This is a genomic window from Amycolatopsis roodepoortensis (assembly GCF_014873915.1).
GTDB classification, from domain to species: Bacteria; Actinomycetota; Actinomycetes; order Mycobacteriales; family Pseudonocardiaceae; genus Amycolatopsis; species Amycolatopsis roodepoortensis.
In genome coordinates this window covers 132,486-148,778 of sequence record NZ_JADBEJ010000008.1, presented here as the reverse complement: position 1 = coordinate 148,778, position 16,293 = coordinate 132,486, and the positions used below count along the sequence as shown (strand labels likewise).

Sequence of the window (16,293 nt, the reverse complement as noted above, 5' to 3'; positions counted from 1 at the left end):
TTCGCAACCTTCCGTCCAGTGCCGGCCGGGGAGCTATTTCTTCCCGGCCAGCACGTCCAGGTAGTGCTGGTTGAACATGACGCCGAGGACGTTGCCGAACGGGTCGACGACGGCCGCGGTCACGAAGCCCGGCCCGCGCTCGATGACCGGCTCGTACTCCTTCGCACCCTTCGCGAGCAGCTGAGCGAAGGCGTCCTCGACGTTGTCGACGGCCCAGTTCGCGATGGCGCCACCAGGACCGGGCTGGGCCAGCGGCGGCCGGAAGTCACCCCGGACCAGGCCGAACTCGTGCTGGTAGTCGCCGATCCGGTACTCGACGTACGCCGGCGTCCCGTCGGGGCCGTTGCGGACGAAGTACGGCTCGATGCCGAAGAGCTCGGAGTACCACTCGATCGCGGCGGCCATGTCGTCGGCGTAGAACGTGGTGGTGGTGAGACCTCGCAGCATTTCCTTCTCCTCAAGTAGTGGCTCTGAGGACAAGCATCCGCCGCAAAGTGCTCACCGAATGACCACTTTCCCGCGCGACTTCAGCTGACCCCGGGACGCGCCAGCCCGGTCTCGTAGGCGAGCACCACGGCCTGCACCCGGTCCCGCAGGTCCAGCTTCGACAGGATCCGCCCGACGTGCGTCTTCACCGTCGCCTCGGACAGGAACAGCGTCTCGGCGATCTCCAGGTTCGAAAGGCCCTTCGCGATCAGCACGAGCACCTCCCGCTCCCGTTCGGTGAGGACGTCGAGCTCCGCCGCGTCCCGCATCGGCTTCCCGCCGCCGCCGACGAACCGGTCGAGCAGCCGCCGGGTGACCGACGGCGAGACCACGGCGTCACCCGAAGCGACCGCCCGCAGCGCCGACACGAGGTGATCCGGCTGCGTGTCCTTCAGCAGGAACCCGCTCGCCCCGCCCTGCAACGCCGAATAGACGTACTCGTCCAGGTCGAACGTCGTCATCACGAGCACCCGCGCCGTCCCGGCCTCGACGATCCGCTTCGTCGCCTCGACCCCGTCCAGCACCGGCATCCGGACGTCCATCAGCACGACGTCGGGCCGCAGTTCCTCGGCCAGCCGGATGGCCTGTGCGCCGTCACCCGCCTCGCCGACGACGTCGATGTCGGCCTGCGCGCCCAGGACCATCCGGAACCCGACGCGCATCAATTCCTGGTCGTCGACGACCACCACCCGTATCACGTCGCCAACCTAACCGGGAGCCTCGCGTGCACCTGCCACCCTCCACCGGGGGCGGGCCCGACCTCCAGCGTGCCGCCGAAGACGTTCGCCCGTTCCCTCATTCCGATCAATCCGTTCCCACCGGGGACGGTGAGTTTCCGCGGCGGCGCGGCGTGCTTCGCCGCCATGGGCACCAGCTGTCTTGCGCGGCCGGCGCCGTCGTCGGTGACCTTGACGTCGATCACGTCCGCCTCCCGCCGCACCACCACCTCGGCCTGCGCGCCCTGGCCGGCGTGTTTCAGCGTGTTCGTCAGCGACTCCTGCACGATCCGGTACACGCCGAGGGACACCCCGGCGGGCAGGCCGGCCAGCGCGTCCGGCCCGATCGCCAGCGTCACCGGCACCCCCGCCTGCCGGATCCGGTCCGCGAGGTCGGTCACCGCGCTGGCGTCGGGCTGCGGCACGCGCGGCTCGTCGTCGCCGTCGCTGCGGAGCACGTCCAGCAGCCGCCGCAGCTCGGCGAGCGCGCCGCGGCCGGTCTCCGAAATCGTCTGCAGGGCCCGTTTCGCCATCTCGGGATTCCCGTCGACCGCGTAGGACGCGCCGTCGGCCTGCACGACCATCACGCTCACCGCGTGCGCGACCACGTCGTGCAGCTCACGGGCGATACGTCCGCGTTCCTCGCCGACGGCGATCCTGGTCGCCTGGTCCCGTTCCGTCTCAAGTAGATGCAACCTGGCTTCCACCTCCTCGTGATAGGCGCGCCTCGCGCCGGCGAACTCGCCGAGCGTCCAGCACAGTGCGCTGGAGAAGACGCCGATGATCGCCAGCACCCACACGTCCTCCGGTGGGTCGGCCCACAGCTGGATCGCCGAGGTGACCAGCGTGATCACCAGGTACAACAGGCCCTGTTTGCGCCCGACGTAGACCAGCACCGAGTAGATGCTGATCATCATCGCCAGCCCGCTCGCCGCGCCGAGTTCCAGCGCGCTGTGCGGGATGCCGATCAGCAGCACCAGGTACGCCGACCACAGCGTCGCCTTCCGCCGGAAGACCAGCGGGGCGACCATCACCACGTCCAGCGGCAGGACCACGTACCAGGGCGGCATCGGGACTTCCGGCGTCTCGGCCGCCGCCACGAAGAACAGCAGGTCGGTCAGCAGCAGGACGACGGCTATGAAACTGTCCCCGGCCATGGGGTGGGCACGCATCCAGAGGCTCAACCGTCGCACCTGGTAACACTATGTCGGCCGGTGCCGCCCGCGCGTCGGTCGCCGGTACCACCTTCGGTGCGACCCGAGGATGAGCGGCATGGCACGATTCCCCTCGGTGTGCTCGACGACTGGGAGGGGTGGGCACCGTGACCTCAGCGACGGAGCAGGGCCGTCTCGCCGGCCCGCTGTCGATGTCGGTGGCGAACCTCTGCCACCGCCTCCAGCCCCAGGTGTCCGCGCGGACCGCGGCCGGTTTCGCCGAGGTGCTGCGACGCCTGGGCGGCCCGCTGCAGGTCGCCGTCGCGGGCCGGATCAAATCGGGGAAGTCCACCCTGGTCAACGCCCTGATCGGGCGCCGGGTCGCGCCGACCGACGTCGGCGAGTGCACCCGGCTGGTGACCAGGTTCCAGTACGGCACGGTCGACCGGGTCGAGATCGTCTTCAACGACGGCCGCAAACAGGTGCTGCCCTTCTCCGCCGACGGGATGATCCCGGCCGAACTGGGCATCGACATCGACAAGGTCTCCCATATCGAGGCGTACCTCACCAACGCGGTCCTGCAGGGCATGACCGTGATCGACACCCCGGGCCTCGGCTCGCTCGACGCCGCTTCGGTGTCGCGAACCGAGGAGCTGCTGGGCGCGGCGAAGCACCGCAAACCCGAAGACGACGAAGCTGACGAAGAAGGCTCTGACGAGCTCGACGACACCTCGCGCAACGCCGTCGCCGGCGCCGAGGCTGTGCTTTACGTGGTCACCCAGGGCGTGCGCGCCGACGACCAGCAGGCGCTCGCCGCGTTCACCGCCGCGACCGCGAGCCGCGAGGCGGGCCCGGTCAACGCGATCGCGGTGCTCAACAAGGCGGACACCATCGCGCCGGAGTCGGTCGAAGGCTCGGGCGGCGACGTGTGGAAGGCCGCGACGCTCCTGTCGGAGAAGCAGGCCGCGACGTTGAAGCCCCGCGTCGCGGACGTGCTGCCGGTGATCGGGCTGATCGCGGAGTCGGCCGAGTCCGGCGGGTTCACCTCGCCCGACGCCGAAGCGCTGCGGCAGCTGGCCGAGATGGACGACGACATCCTCGAGACCATGCTGATCTCGGCGGACATCTTCACCAGCTGGGAATGCGACGTCGCGGCGGGCACCCGGCTGCGGCTGCTGGAGAAACTGGACCTGTTCGGCGTGCGGTACGCCGTCGAGGCGATCCGCAAGGAACCCGAGATCACCGCGGGCTCGCTGCGCCGGAAGCTGCTCGACGCCTCCGGGCTCGAAGCCGTCCGCCAGCGGCTGAGCATCGTCTTCGCCGCCCGCGCCGACGGCATCAAGGCGGCGGCCGCGCTGGCCTCGGTCACCGCGCTGGCCCACGCGTCCGGCGACCCGGCCGAGCGGCAGCGCGTCCACGACGCGATCGAGGTCCTGCTCGCCAAGCCCGAGGCGCACCAGCTGCGGCTGCTCGAAGCGCTCACGCTGGTCGCGTCCGGCGCCGTCGACATGCCCGAGGACCTGTCCGAGGAGGTCCTGCGGGTCGGCAGCAACGCGGACATCGGCGCCCAGCTGGGCAAGCCGGGTGCTCCGCGCGCCGAGCTGGCGGCCCACGCCCTGGAGCGCGCCGGCTGGTGGCGCTCCTTCGCGTCCTTCGGTGCGACGCCCGCCCAGAGCCGCGTCGCGCACGTCGTGCACCGGGCGTACTTCCTCATCTGGCAGCAGATCCGCGACTAAATGCACCCGAGATTGATAAACCGAGCGCTCGGTCTAATAATGAGCGCATGGAAACGATCGTCGACGAGCCCCAGTGGCTGCGCACGGCCTCCTGGATCGGCTGCCCGCTGGCCGGGGCCGCGCTCGGCTGGTTCCTCCACTCGATCTCGGGCTGGGTGGCGTCCCTGAGCTGGGTCCCGTTCAAGGGCCCCTTCAAGCTCGTCTCGGAGATCCCCCAGCCCTGGGGCACGGTCACCGGCATCGGCGTCGGCCTGGTCCTCGGACTGTTCTTCGCCGCGGTCTGGGCGCACGAGCGGCTGATCGTCAAGGTGACGCCGACGCGCATCACGCTGACCACCAAAGGCCGCAGCCGCGCGTACGAAGCGGAGCTGGAGGCCGTCTTCCTCGACGGGAAGGAGCTCGTCCTGCTCGCCGCGGACGGCCGGGAGCTGGTGCGGCAGAAGGGCGACGTCGACCGCAAGGCCGTCGCCAAGGCCTTCCTCGACCACGGCTACCCGTGGCTCGACGAGCCCCCGCCGGTGAAATGAGGACGGTCGACCCGGAAAAGCACGAGGCGAAACGCCGCGCCATCCTCGACGCCGCCGCGGGCTGTTTCGCGATGAAGGGCTTCGAGAAGACGACGACGGCGGAGATCTGCCGCGCCGCGGGGATCAGCACCGGCAGCCTGTTCCACTACTTCCCGAACAAGCGCGCGGTGTTCGTCGGCATCTTCGAGCAGGACGCCGACGAGACCGCGGCCATGATCGCGGCCGCCGAAGAGATCGAGGACCCGGGGGAAGCCATCCTCCAGGTCATCACCCACGTGTCGGAACAGCTTCTGCATCCGGTCATCGCCAAGCTCGTCCTCGAGGTCGCCGCGCAGTGTTCCCGCGACGCCGACCTGGCCAGGCTCATCCAGGGCAACGACCGCGCGCTGCGTGACGGTCTCGTCGGCCTGGTGACGCGGGCGATGGAGGCGGGCCGGATCGATCCCGGGTTCGATCCGCGGACGGTGGCCAGCTGGCTCGTCGCCTTGGTCGACGCGCCGCTTTCCCGCGTGATTCTGGAGCCGGACCTCGATCCGGTGGCGGAACTCGCGGTGATGAAGGAGCTGATCGCCAGATTCCTCCGTCCTGTTCTGCCGATTCCGCCCCCGGCCGACGGGCCCGTGCCCGACACTGGTGAAATCTCCCCGGGCTGATCGGTAGGCCCGGGACACCAGTTACGGGGGTCGATTCGGGTGGGTGCCTGGCTGCGCAAGAAGGCGGTCGAAGACGTGAATCCGGACGACGTGCCGACCGGTCAGATCTCCGCGGCGATCATCGCCGAAGCGGACGGAGAGACTTCGCCGTCCGAGGGAACCGAGGCCGTCGAAGCCGCGTCGAACACCGATGTGGAGTCCACGACCACGGGTCCGGCCGACCTCGAACAGGCTCTCGCCGACAGGCAGGCGCTGATCCAGCTCTGCCTGTACGCCCTCGATCGCGCGCGCAGCGGCGGCGTCGTCGAGCGGCTCGAACACGGTCTCGCCGGGATCGGCGTCCGTGCCCTGCGCCCGGACGGCGAGCGGTTCGACCCCGCCGTGCACGAGGCGGGCGGCGCGGTCGCAACCGAGGACCCGGCGCTCGAAGGGCTCGTCGCGGAGACCGAGGTGGTCGGGTTCGCCGATCACGAGCGGGTCCTGCGCGCGCCGATCGTCATCGTCTACGCGAAGAAGGCCCAGTGACCGCTCCGAGCGCGGCGGCCAACCTGCCCGCGGTCGTCAAGAGCACGCGTGAACAGCTGCTCACGATCGTCCGCGAAGCCGATCCCCAGGCCGCGAAATGGGTCGAGGACATCCGGAAGGCGCGGCCGAAGAAGCCGTCGGTCGTGGTGGTCGGCGAGACCAACCGCGGCAAGAGCTCGCTCGTGAACGCGCTCCTGTCCATGCCGGGACTGTCCCCTGTGGACGCCGACGTCGCCACCGCGACGTATCTCGTCTTCGAGCACGCCGAGCAGTGGTCCGCGCAGGCCTGCTATCCGGGCCAGCTGGCGCCGGTGCCGATCAACCTGAACGACCTGATCCACTGGGTCTCGGCCGCGCACGAGCTGCCGGAAGGGCAGATCCCGCCGCGCTACGTCGAGGTCTCCGGCCCGGTCCCGCTGCTCGAACGAGTGTCCATTGTGGACACGCCGGGCGTCGGCGGGCTCGACTCGATGCACGGCGAGCTGGCGAAGGAGGCCGCCGCCGGCGCCACCGCGCTGCTGTTCGTCGTGGACTCGTCGTCGCCGTTCACCGCGCAGGAGCTGCAGTTCCTGCACGACATGGGCGAACGCGTCGAGACCGTGCTGTTCGCGCTGACCAAGACCGACCAGTTCCGCGGCTGGCGCGAGGTCCTCGAAGCCGACCGGCGGCTGCTCGCCGAACACGCTCCCCGGTTCGCCGACGCGGTGTTCCACCCGGTGTCCGCGCGCATGTTCGAGACGGCGGCCAAGGCCCCGAACGAGCAGATGGCCACGATGCTGCGCGAGAAGGCCGGGATCGCCGCGCTCCAGGGCGCGCTGCAGGAGATGCTGGTCGGCCGCTCGGCGATGCTGGGCGAGGCCAACACCCTGCGCGCGTTGTCGAGCGCGCTCGGCGAGCTCAAGGCGAAGCTCCAGGCGGAAAGCCGCGCGCTGTCCGCCGGTGAGGCCGAGGCCGAGCAGTTGCGCCAGCGCCGAGACGACCTGACCACCGAGCGCCGGTCTTCGACACGGGGCTGGCAGCTGAAACTGCGCGCGGAGATTCAGCGGACCCGTGTCGAGGTCGGGCACGAAACCAGCAGGCAGATGCGCGACGCGTCGACGCATTTCCGTCAGCTGATCGACGGCGCGAAGCGCGACGCCCTCGCCGCGCTGCCCCAGCAGGTCGATATCGCGTTGCAGACGACATCGCAGCGCATCTCGATGCTGCTCTCACAACGGCTCAACCAGGTCACCAACGTCGCGCTTTCGGAGCTGTTCTCGCCCGAAGAGCTGGAAATCATCCGCGGTCAGTTCGCCAGGGCGGGCGGCCCGCCGGTCGTGCTGCGCCCGCCGGACAAGAAACCGCCGACGGCCGAGGACAAACTGCTCATCTTCATGGGGGTTTCCGGTGGCCTCGGCGCCGGGAAGGTCGCCGCGCTGCCGCTGGCGGGGGTCGCGATCCTGAACCCGGTGATCCTGCCGGCCACGATCATCATCGGCCTCGGCGCCGGCTGGTGGATGGCGCGGACCCGCAAACACGCGTCCGACAAGCAGCATATGAAGCAGTGGCTGGTCGAGGCGATCGCCGACGCGCGGTCCACGCTGGACCAGCTCGTCGCGGAGCAGCTGATCGAGGCCGAACAGCAGCTGTCGATGGCGCTCGACGAAGCCCTCGGCCGCCGCATCGACGCGATCGAGGCGGAGCTGAAGGAAGTCGACAAGACGATCAAGATGGGCGCGCAGGAACGGGCGAAGAAGATCTCCGTCGTCGCGAAGCGCCTGAAGGACGTCTCGGACGGCCGGGACCGCGCCGAGGCACTGCTCGGTCGCATTCGGTCACTGCGCGACGCCTGACCCGGGCGGTCCTGTTGTGGACCGGAACCGAACCGGCCTACGGTGAGTCATAAGCTTCGACACACCAGCAGGTCAACGAGGGGGTTATCCCATGTGGGTCGACGAGAGCGGCGGCACGGACACCGAGTCGGGCTCCACCGAAGCGGTCACCGTCCACGTTGACGGCGAGGAGTACCAGGCCGAGCTCAACTACGACCTCGACAAGGACGGCGTCAACGACGCCGCGGTCATCCAGCACGAGGACGGCACCGGCCAGGCGTTCGTCGACACCGACGGCGACGGCGACGCCGACCAGTACGCGGTGCTCGACGAGAACGGCAAGGTCGTCCAGGAGGCCGTCTACGACGAGGCTTCCGGCTCCTGGGTCGAGGCCGGTGGCGGTGGCAACGACGACGGTTCCGACGCGGGCACCAGCGGCACCATGCACGCCGACATGCCCAGCGGTGACGTCGAGGTCGGCCCGCCCACCATCGACACGGACGGTGACGGGACCCCCGACACCGCCGTCGTCCAGACGGAGGACGGCCGCACGATCGCCTTCACCGACAAGGACGGCGACGGCAGCGCCGACATCGCGGTGGAGACCGACGCCTCCGGCAACTCGAAGACCTACGAGCACACCGGGCCCGGCCAGTGGACCGAGGTCGGCAGCGGCGTGGTCAACAACGACATCGGCGCGGCCTTCGCGAGCGTCCCGGCGACCGGCGGTGACCCGGCCGGCGACGCGGCGTGGGGTGGCGCGGGCACCGAAACACTCGAAGGTGTGGCGAAGATCGATTCCGCCACCGGCCAGTGGATCAGCCCCAACTGATTCCCGAAATGGCCTGGACCAATACAAGAATGGTCCAGGCCAATTCGAAGAGGTCATTCCTGTAATCCTGGTCACAGAACGGCCCGGCACGAGAGTTCGTGCCGGGCTTTCTCATGTCCGATTCGTCCGGCCGCTGTGCCATCGGTCACCGGAAGAATTTCTGCGTATGGCCCATTCCGGTGATACTGAATCGATTCCCTTATCGTTCTTGTGAGAGAACCGACAGGTCAGCTCTCGGTTACCTGCCGGTCATCCGGCTACTCTCGGGGAATCCCAAAACCTGCACACCGGCTTTCCCGCCGGTGTGCGAAGCCATTCGGTCGCCGGCATCGAAGCCCGCATCGGAACAGCGTCGTTCCCGGTGTGGGCTTCTGCCGTCGGAAGTCAGGAGTAGAGATGACCGCAGTCGCCATCCCTGGACTGGAAAATGCGCCGACGACGCACAGTGGCGTGCTGTCCTGGGTCCGGGAGGTCGCCGAACTGACCACTCCGGACCGTGTGGTGTGGGTCGACGGGTCCGACGAAGAAGCCGCCCGGATCAACGCCGAGCTGGTCTCCGCCGGCACGTTCGTGCAGCTCGACGCGAAGCCCAACTCGTACTGGGCCGCTTCCGACCCGAATGACGTCGCCCGCGTCGAAGAGCGCACCTTCATCTGTTCCGAGAACGAATCCGACGCCGGTCCCACCAACAACTGGATGGACCCGGCCGAGATGAAGGCCACGATGACCGAGCTGTACCGCGGCTGCATGCGCGGTCGCACGATGTACGTCATCCCCTTCTGCATGGGCCCCCTTGGAGCCGAGGACCCCAAGCTCGGCATCGAGATCACCGACTTCGCCTACGTCGTCGCCTCCATGCGCGTGATGACCCGCGCCGGCAAGGCCGCGCTGGACAAGTTCGTCACCGAGGACGGCACCGAGCGCGAGTTCGTCCCCGCCCTGCACTCCGTCGGCGCGCCGCTGGAGCCGGGCCAGGAGGACGTCTCGTGGCCGTGCAACACCACCAAGTACATCTCGCACTTCCCCGAGACCCGCGAGATCTGGAGCTACGGCTCCGGCTACGGCGGCAACTCGCTGCTCGGCAAGAAGTGCTACTCGCTGCGCATCGGCTCGGTCATCGCCCGCGACGAGGGCTGGCTGGCCGAGCACATGCTGATCCTCAAGCTGATCTCGCCCGAGGACAAGGTCCACTACGTCGCGGCGGCGTTCCCGAGCGCCTGCGGCAAGACCAACCTCGCCATGCTGCAGCCGACCATCCCCGGCTGGCGCGCCGAGACCCTCGGTGACGACATCGCGTGGATGCGGTTCGGCGAGGACGGCCGCCTGTACGCGGTGAACCCGGAGTTCGGCTTCTTCGGCGTCGCGCCGGGCACCGACTGGCACACCAACCCCAACGCGATGCGCACCATCGAAAAGGGCAACACGGTCTACACGAACGTCGCGCTCACCGACGACGGCGACGTCTGGTGGGAGGGCATGGGCGAGAAGCCCGCGCACGCCACCTCCTGGAAGAAGCAGGACTGGACGCCGGAGTCGGAAGAGAAGGCCGCGCACCCGAACTCGCGTTACTGCACGCCGATGTCGCAGTGCCCGATCCTCGCGCCCGAGTGGGACGACCCGCAGGGCGTGCCGATCTCGGCGATCCTGTTCGGCGGCCGCCGCAAGACCACGGTCCCGCTGGTGAACGAGGCCCGCGACTGGCAGCACGGCGTGTTCATGGGCGCCACCATGTCGTCGGAGACCACCGCGGCCGCCGCCGGCGCGGTCGGCAACGTGCGCCGCGACCCGATGGCGATGCTGCCGTTCCTCGGCTACCACGCCGGTGACTACTTCAAGCACTGGCTGGACCTCGGCAAGAACGCCGACGCGGACAAGCTGCCGAAGATCTTCTACGTCAACTGGTTCCGCCGTGGCGACGACGGCCGCTTCCTGTGGCCGGGCTTCGGCGAGAACTCGCGGATCCTGAAGTGGGTCATCGAGCGCGTCGAGGGCAAGGGCAACGCGAACGAGACCCCGGTCGGTTTCGTGCCGAACGCCGAGGACCTCGACACCGACGGCCTCAAGGAGCCGCTGGCCGACATCCAGGCCGCGCTCGACGTCTCCGCCGAAGAGTGGCGCCAGGAACTGCCGCTCATCGAGGAGTGGTTCGAGAAGATCGGCGACAAGGTCCCGGCTTCCCTGCGTGACGAGCTCGACGCGTTGAAGCAGCGCCTCGGCTGATCGCCCGAACGCCGGAGAAGGCCTCATCCTCGGAGTCATTCCCGAGGATGAGGCCTTCTTCTTTCGGTCTCGGTACCGTGGCGGCATGGTCAGATTCGGCGTCAACATGGTCGTCCCGGAGACCCGTGCGGCGTGGGTCGAGAAGTGCCGCAAGGCCGAGGACCTCGGCTTCGACGTGATCGGCGCGGCCGACCATCTCGGCATGGCGCCGCCGTTCCCGGCCCTCGTGCTCGCCGCCGAGGTGACGACCCGTCCGCGGCTCAACACCTTCGTCATCAACACCGCCTTCTACAACCCGGTGCTGCTCGCCCGCGACGTCACCGGCACGGACCAGTTCACCGAGGGCAGGCTGGAGCTCGGCCTGGGGGCCGGTTACGTGAAAGCCGAATTCGAAGCGGCGGGAATGGAGTTCCCGCGCGCCGGAAAGCGCGTCGACCATCTCGAAAACACCATCAAGGTGCTCAACCGGCTCTATGCCGACGAAAGCCACAAACCGCCGACGGTGCAGAAGCCGGGCCCGCCGCTGATGATCGCCGGCCGCGGCGACAGGCTGCTCACGCTCGCCGCCGAACACGCCGACATCATCGGATTCACCGGCACGGCGGCCGTTCCCGACGGCGGCGCGCTCGCCGTCGAGGACGCGGCCGGAATCGAAGAGCGGGTGAACTTCGTCCGCGGAAAACTGAACGGACGCGAGGCCGAATTCAATATCCTCTCGCATTTCGTCGCCGTGGTCGAAGACCGGCAAGAGGGTTTGGAGAGCCTGCGGGAGCTGCTCGACGGCAAGCTCACCGTCGAGCAATTGGCCGAACTTCCGACGGCTCTGGTCGGCACCCACGAGCAGATCGCCGAACAGATCCTGGCGCATCGCGAGCGGTTCGGTTTCACCTATTTCACCGTGCTGGAGCACAACATGGACGCGCTCGCGCCGGTGATCGAGTTGTTGCGCGGCAAATGATCGACGTACGAGGGCTCGGCGTGCAGGCCGGGGAGCACTGGCTGTTCGACGGACTCGATTTCGAAGTGGAGGCGGGCGAATGCGCCGTCATCGTCGGCCCCAACGGGGTCGGGAAATCGACCCTGTTGCGATGCCTGTACGGAACGCAGACCCCGCAACGGGGCCGCGTCGTCGTCGCGGGCGGTAAACCCGACGAACGCGACGTTTCCTTTCGCCGCAAGGTTTCCGTGCTGTTCGACGACTCCGACTTCTTCGCCGAGCTGACCCCGCTCCAGCATCTCGAACTGCTGGAGGGCTCGTTCGGGGCCGATCTCGGCGACTTCGACGCGCTTCTGGCGGACGCGGGGCTTTCGGAACGCGCGAAGGTCACCGCGGGCAAGTTCTCGGCCGGGCAACGCCGTCGTCTGCTGCTCCTCGGCGCGACCGCGCGGCCGCACGACGTCCTGCTGCTCGACGAGCCCGAACGGGCGCTCGATGTCGCCGGGAAAGAATGGCTGACATCGTTGATCAAGCGCTCCACCTCCGCCGGAGCCGCCGTCGTCGTGGCCACGCATCATCCCCCGCTGCTGGAAGCGGCCGACTCCACGCTTGAGCTGTGGTGACGACGAAAGCGCCCACGCACGTCCCAGGGCGTCAGCGATTCGGCGGCCTGTTCAACGGCGACTACCAGACCTTCCTGGCCCTGTTCGGGTTCGGCGCGCTGTTCACCGCCTTCCAGAACCTGCCGAAGCTCCGGGACTTCCTTTTTGGACAGTCCGTTGTGGACTTTCCGGCGGTGTTCGGGCTGCTGATCGTGCTGTGCGCGATGTTCTGGCGCGGCCTGCTGCGCCGCGGTTTCGTCTGGGCCGAGCCGGCGGCGCTGACGTGGATGGACTTCGCCCGCGTCGACAGGCGCCGAGTCGTCGTCAAACGGATGTGGACGCTCTGGGCCGGGCTGGTCCTGGTGGTCGGCTACACCGGGGCGCTGGTCACCGCGATCGGCGGCGGCTCGAAGGACGTGTGGATCGCGATGTCGGCGCTGACCGCGTCCGGGGCGATCCTGGCCGCCGTCACCGCGCGGCGGACGGCGATCCGCGGGGAAACGCTCGCTCCGGTCGTGCTCGCCGTGGCCGGTCTGGCGTTCGCCGCCGCCGGCTGGGGCCCGATCGCCGTCGAGGTGCTGGCCGGCGCGTTGTTCGTGGTGGCGGTCGCGGTGGCCTTCGGCGGCGAGCCGATGTCCGGGGTCGGCCGTCAGGAACTCGTCGACGGCTGGAACGCGCGGCTCCTGCGGGCGATGGCCGCCGTCTTCATGGACCCCATGCTGCTGATCCCGGAGTCGAAGCCGGTGCCGTGGGTGTCGTTGCGGCGTCCGACGACGCTGCGGCTCGCGTGGGCCGGGGTGCTCGGCCGGATGCGCTACGCGGCGGCCAGTGTGGTGATCGCGTGCCTGGTCGGCGTCGCGCACCTGGCCTTCCCGGCGATCCCGGCCGCGCCGCTGTTCGCGCTCGGCGCGTACGCGGCGCTCGTGCCGTTCGTCGGCGGGCTCGGCGAACTGTGGCGCAACCCCGGCCGCAGGCGGTGGCTCGGCGCGTCCGACTGGGAGTTGCGGCTGGTCAACGGCCTGGTGATCGCCCTGCTCGGCCTCGTCTGGGGGCTCCTGCTCGGCCTGGTGACGCTGGCGCTCGGCGTCTCCCCAGCCTGGCCGGTGTGGCTCGCGATCCCGCTCGCCGTCGTCGCCGCGGCGCGGACGGCGACCCGGCCGCCGATGAACTACGACGTCAGCGGTGGGGCCGCCGGATTCCAGGCCCTGCGGGGAGTCGACGTGCTCGCGGTCGGCGCCGTCTTGCTCAGCGTGTTCGCCTGAGGTCACCCGTTCCCGCGTTCGGATCATTCGGATACTCCGAACGCGGGTTACCCTCGATGCGACGAAAGGAGCACGAGTGGGCGGCGGGCACGCACCGGGAAAGGGACGGCGGGCGACCAGCGAGTTCCCCGCGGGCTGGACCGACGAGCAGATCATCGCGGTGATCAAGGACGTCGCCAACGATCCGAGCGAACCCCGCCGCAGAATGCACAACGGCCGCTGGCGGTGCGCCGGCGAACGGTACGGCGTGCACCTGATCGTGCTGGTGGAGGACAACGGCAACGTCAAGACGGGCTATCCGGTGGCGGGCCCCGGCGTGGTCCGCAATCCCGACACGGCCGCCGACCCGGCGAACCCGACCGTCGCCGACCTCGCCGCCGGCCGGATCAGCTTCTTCGGCGACAGCCTCCTCGACCAGATCGGCGACCGGATCGTGCCGGACGTCCTGGCCTTCTATCGCACCCTGCACTGGTCGGGTGAGTGGGAAGAGCTGGCCGACGTCCTCGTCGCGCACGCGTTGAACGAGAACCTGCGGCTGGGCGTGGACGAATACGCCACGCTGGAAAGCCTGCTGAACAGCTTCGACCTGCCGATCGACGGCTTCCTCTACCTGAACGACCGGGCACACGCCCTGGCCGTCCTGCGCCCCTAGCTCGCTTCCGCGACCTCGTCGGCTCCGCCTTCGGCCGCCGCCCGCAGCGCGTCCAGCGGCAGCCCGACGGCGTCCGCGATCGCCATCACCGTGAAGAAGGCGGGCGTCGGGATCCGCCCGGTCTCGATCTTCCGGAGCGTCTCGACCGAGATCCCGGCCTCCGCCGCGACCTCGACCATGCTCCGCGACGACGCCGCGCGCGCGTCCCGGAGCGCCAGGCCCAGCCGCTCGCCGCGTTCACGTTCCTCGTCCGTCAACGGCACTCGCACCATGGCGCCAATACTAATACCGGCCCGCCCAGGCACCCGCGAGTTACGCCCCCAATCACGCGAGTTACGCCTTCAATCACGCGTGTCGTCCGTCCAGTCACACGCGATCCGGCCTATCCGACCCGGTCGCCACCACCGCCCGCGGAGTTGTCCCCGCCGAGTTACCCCCAGCCTGTGGACAACTCTGTGCACAGGTCGTGGACAACCCCAAGAAAAGGGCCCCGCCGAGCCGAAACTCGACGGGGCCACAATCCCTAGTGGCTTCAGGCGCCCGCGGGCACCGGAAGTGGGAGTCCGGGGAGGCTCTGGTCGTTCGGCACCTTGCCGTCGACGAGGTAGTCCTCCACGACCTTGTCCACACCCGCGTTGCCGCCGGCGTAGATACCGTGGTCACCCTCACCGGTCACGGTGATCATCCGCGAGCCGGCGAACGCGCGGTGCGCACGGGTCGCGCCCTCGAGCGGGGTCGCCGGGTCGTTCACCGACTGGACGATCAGTACCGGCGGGACGCCGCGGCCGTCGAGCTTCGGCAGGTCGACCGGCTTGTTCTTCCAGAAGATGCACGGCTGGATCAGCCAGCCCGCGCCAAGCAGCGGCAGATCACGGTCGATCAGCTTCTGCGACTGCCGGATCACGCTGTTCCGGTTGCCGTACCACGGGCCCTCGTTGCAGGGGATGGACCAGAAGCTGGCGTTGTAGGAGTCGCCGTCGGTCGGGACGAACAGCGGCTGCGGGCCGATGACGCCGTCACCGTCCACCGTCTCCGCCTTGACCTTCTGCGCGGCCGAGGCCTTCTGCTGCTGCGTCGAGGTGCCCTCGGTCAGCGTCTTCAGGTTGACCAGGTAGTCGGCCAGCGCCGTGAAGTTGCGCTTCGAGTAGAGGTACGACGCGATGGTCGAGTCGAGGGCGTTGGCCGAAACCGGGACGCCGTCCACCTCGACCGGGTTCTGGGTCAGCGCGAAGCGGACCTTCTCGTAGGTCTGGCGCGCGGCTTCACCGGTCTTGCCGAAGCCGTAGACCTTGTCGTACTTGCCGATCCACGGCAAGAAGTCCTGACGCCAGCGGCGCTCGAAGCCGAGCGGCTGCCAGTCGAACGAGTTCTGCCAGGTGGTGGTGAACTCGGTCGCGGAGTCGAGCAGGAAGCGGCCGGTCCGGGTGGGGAACTGCTGCGCGTAGTGCGCGCCCATCCAGGTGCCCGCCGAGTAGCCGACCCAGTTGATCTTGTCGCGGCCCAGCAGGACACGCAGCAGGTCGATGTCGCGGATGGTCTGCGCGGTGTTGATGAGCGGGCCCAGCTCGCCGGACTTCACCTGGCAGGAGTCCGCCGCGTACTTGGTGGCGTCCAGGATCAGGTTGAGGTTCGCCCGGCTGCGGTCGCGCGGGTCGAGGTCCGAACCGGTGCCGATCGCGTTGCCGCAGGTGATGTTCGTGCTCTTGCCGGTGCCGCGCGGGTCGAGACCGATGATCTCCTGGTTCGCGCGAAGCTTCGTCTGGTTACGCAGGCGAGCCGGGAAGTTACGGCCCGGAGCGCCGGGGCCGCCCGGGTTCGTGATGACGCTGGCCGTCGCCTTGCCGCTGGTGGCGGCGAGACGGCTGACGGCGATCGTCAGGTCGATGTTCTCGTTCGTCTTGTACCAGTTACGCGGCGCGCGGTAGGTCGCACACTCGATGTTCTCGGCCCCCGGAGGCGGCGCGGACGGCAGCTCGCTGGCGGTGCACTTGTGCCAGTCCAGCTTCTGGTCCGCGTACTTCGCCGGAATGTTGGTGGAGTTCAGCGGCTGCTGCCCGGCAGCCTCCGGCCCTGCGAACGCAGGCGTGAACCCGGCCAGCATGGTGCCGGCGACAGCCGGGATCACCACCGCATAGCGGAGTTTCTTCATCCGATGCCCCTTTGATCATGCGTGCGAAGTT

16 protein-coding genes are annotated in these 16,293 nt (G+C 69.0%); 11 read left to right on the top strand and 5 right to left on the bottom strand.

The features are described 5' to 3' along the window. Positions 1-33: 33 nt before the first annotated feature. The 3 genes from H4W30_RS38335 to H4W30_RS38325 all read right to left on the bottom strand — a co-directional run bounded on the left by H4W30_RS38335 (position 34) and on the right by H4W30_RS38325 (position 2,374). Positions 34-447, bottom strand: a complete 414-nt coding sequence (locus H4W30_RS38335; protein ID WP_192747226.1) for a VOC family protein — start codon at positions 445-447, stop codon at positions 34-36. A gap of 80 nt (positions 448-527) precedes the next feature. Further along, positions 528-1,184: a response regulator gene (locus tag H4W30_RS38330; protein WP_037307422.1), complete on the bottom strand. Its 657-nt coding sequence runs from the start codon at positions 1,182-1,184 to the stop codon at positions 528-530. After that, positions 1,181-2,374, bottom strand: a complete 1,194-nt coding sequence (locus H4W30_RS38325) for a sensor histidine kinase (RefSeq protein ID WP_455423578.1) — start codon at positions 2,372-2,374, stop codon at positions 1,181-1,183. Before H4W30_RS38325 ends, H4W30_RS38330 begins: the two co-directional genes overlap by 4 nt. Before the next feature lie 194 nt (positions 2,375-2,568). Here H4W30_RS38325 and H4W30_RS38320 point away from each other — a divergent pair, with 194 nt between their 5' ends. The 11 genes from H4W30_RS38320 to H4W30_RS38270 all read left to right on the top strand — a co-directional run bounded on the left by H4W30_RS38320 (position 2,569) and on the right by H4W30_RS38270 (position 14,113). After that, positions 2,569-4,092 carry a dynamin family protein gene (locus H4W30_RS38320; protein WP_192747967.1) on the top strand — a complete coding sequence of 508 codons (1,524 nt, stop codon included), beginning with the start codon at positions 2,569-2,571 and terminating at the stop codon, positions 4,090-4,092. Between the two features lie 47 nt (positions 4,093-4,139). Further along, entirely contained in the window at positions 4,140-4,619 is a 480-nt protein-coding gene (locus H4W30_RS38315) for a YqeB family protein (RefSeq protein WP_192747225.1), read from the top strand. Next, positions 4,616-5,272 (top strand): TetR/AcrR family transcriptional regulator, encoded by a 657-nt coding sequence (locus tag H4W30_RS38310; RefSeq protein WP_192747224.1) that lies wholly within the window; start codon positions 4,616-4,618, stop codon positions 5,270-5,272. Before H4W30_RS38315 ends, H4W30_RS38310 begins: the two co-directional genes overlap by 4 nt. 39 nt (positions 5,273-5,311) lie before the next feature. Beyond that, positions 5,312-5,797 carry a nucleotide exchange factor GrpE gene (gene grpE, locus H4W30_RS38305; protein WP_192747223.1) on the top strand — a complete coding sequence of 162 codons (486 nt, stop codon included), beginning with the start codon at positions 5,312-5,314 and terminating at the stop codon, positions 5,795-5,797. Continuing rightward, the gene (locus H4W30_RS38300; RefSeq protein ID WP_192747222.1) at positions 5,794-7,629 is read left to right on the top strand and encodes a dynamin family protein; all 1,836 of its coding nucleotides are present in this window, start codon (positions 5,794-5,796) and stop codon (positions 7,627-7,629) included. Before grpE ends, H4W30_RS38300 begins: the two co-directional genes overlap by 4 nt. A 91-nt stretch (positions 7,630-7,720) precedes the next feature. Beyond that, a complete protein-coding gene (locus H4W30_RS38295; protein ID WP_192747221.1) occupies positions 7,721-8,440 on the top strand; it encodes a DUF6802 family protein in 720 nt (239 codons plus the stop codon). Positions 8,441-8,836: 396 nt separating this feature from the next. Continuing rightward, positions 8,837-10,660 (top strand): phosphoenolpyruvate carboxykinase (GTP), encoded by a 1,824-nt coding sequence (locus H4W30_RS38290; RefSeq protein WP_192747220.1) that lies wholly within the window; start codon positions 8,837-8,839, stop codon positions 10,658-10,660. A gap of 85 nt (positions 10,661-10,745) precedes the next feature. After that, positions 10,746-11,618, top strand: coding sequence for an LLM class F420-dependent oxidoreductase (locus H4W30_RS38285; protein WP_192747219.1), 873 nt, complete (start codon positions 10,746-10,748; stop codon positions 11,616-11,618). Then, positions 11,615-12,220, top strand: coding sequence for an ABC transporter ATP-binding protein (locus H4W30_RS38280; protein WP_192747218.1), 606 nt, complete (start codon positions 11,615-11,617; stop codon positions 12,218-12,220). Before H4W30_RS38285 ends, H4W30_RS38280 begins: the two co-directional genes overlap by 4 nt. Then, positions 12,214-13,461, top strand: a complete 1,248-nt coding sequence (locus H4W30_RS38275) for a DUF6297 family protein (protein WP_192747217.1) — start codon at positions 12,214-12,216, stop codon at positions 13,459-13,461. Before H4W30_RS38280 ends, H4W30_RS38275 begins: the two co-directional genes overlap by 7 nt. A 76-nt stretch (positions 13,462-13,537) precedes the next feature. After that, positions 13,538-14,113 carry an EndoU domain-containing protein gene (locus tag H4W30_RS38270; protein WP_318780750.1) on the top strand — a complete coding sequence of 192 codons (576 nt, stop codon included), beginning with the start codon at positions 13,538-13,540 and terminating at the stop codon, positions 14,111-14,113. Here H4W30_RS38270 and H4W30_RS38265 read toward each other — a convergent pair. After that, complete coding sequence (locus tag H4W30_RS38265; RefSeq protein ID WP_192747216.1) at positions 14,110-14,385, bottom strand: helix-turn-helix domain-containing protein; 276 nt, start codon at positions 14,383-14,385, stop codon at positions 14,110-14,112. The two genes, H4W30_RS38270 and H4W30_RS38265, sit on opposite strands and share 4 nt — an antisense overlap. 260 nt (positions 14,386-14,645) lie before the next feature. After that, positions 14,646-16,262 (bottom strand): alpha/beta hydrolase, encoded by a 1,617-nt coding sequence (locus H4W30_RS38260; protein WP_192747215.1) that lies wholly within the window; start codon positions 16,260-16,262, stop codon positions 14,646-14,648. Between the last annotated feature and the right edge of the window lie 31 nt (positions 16,263-16,293).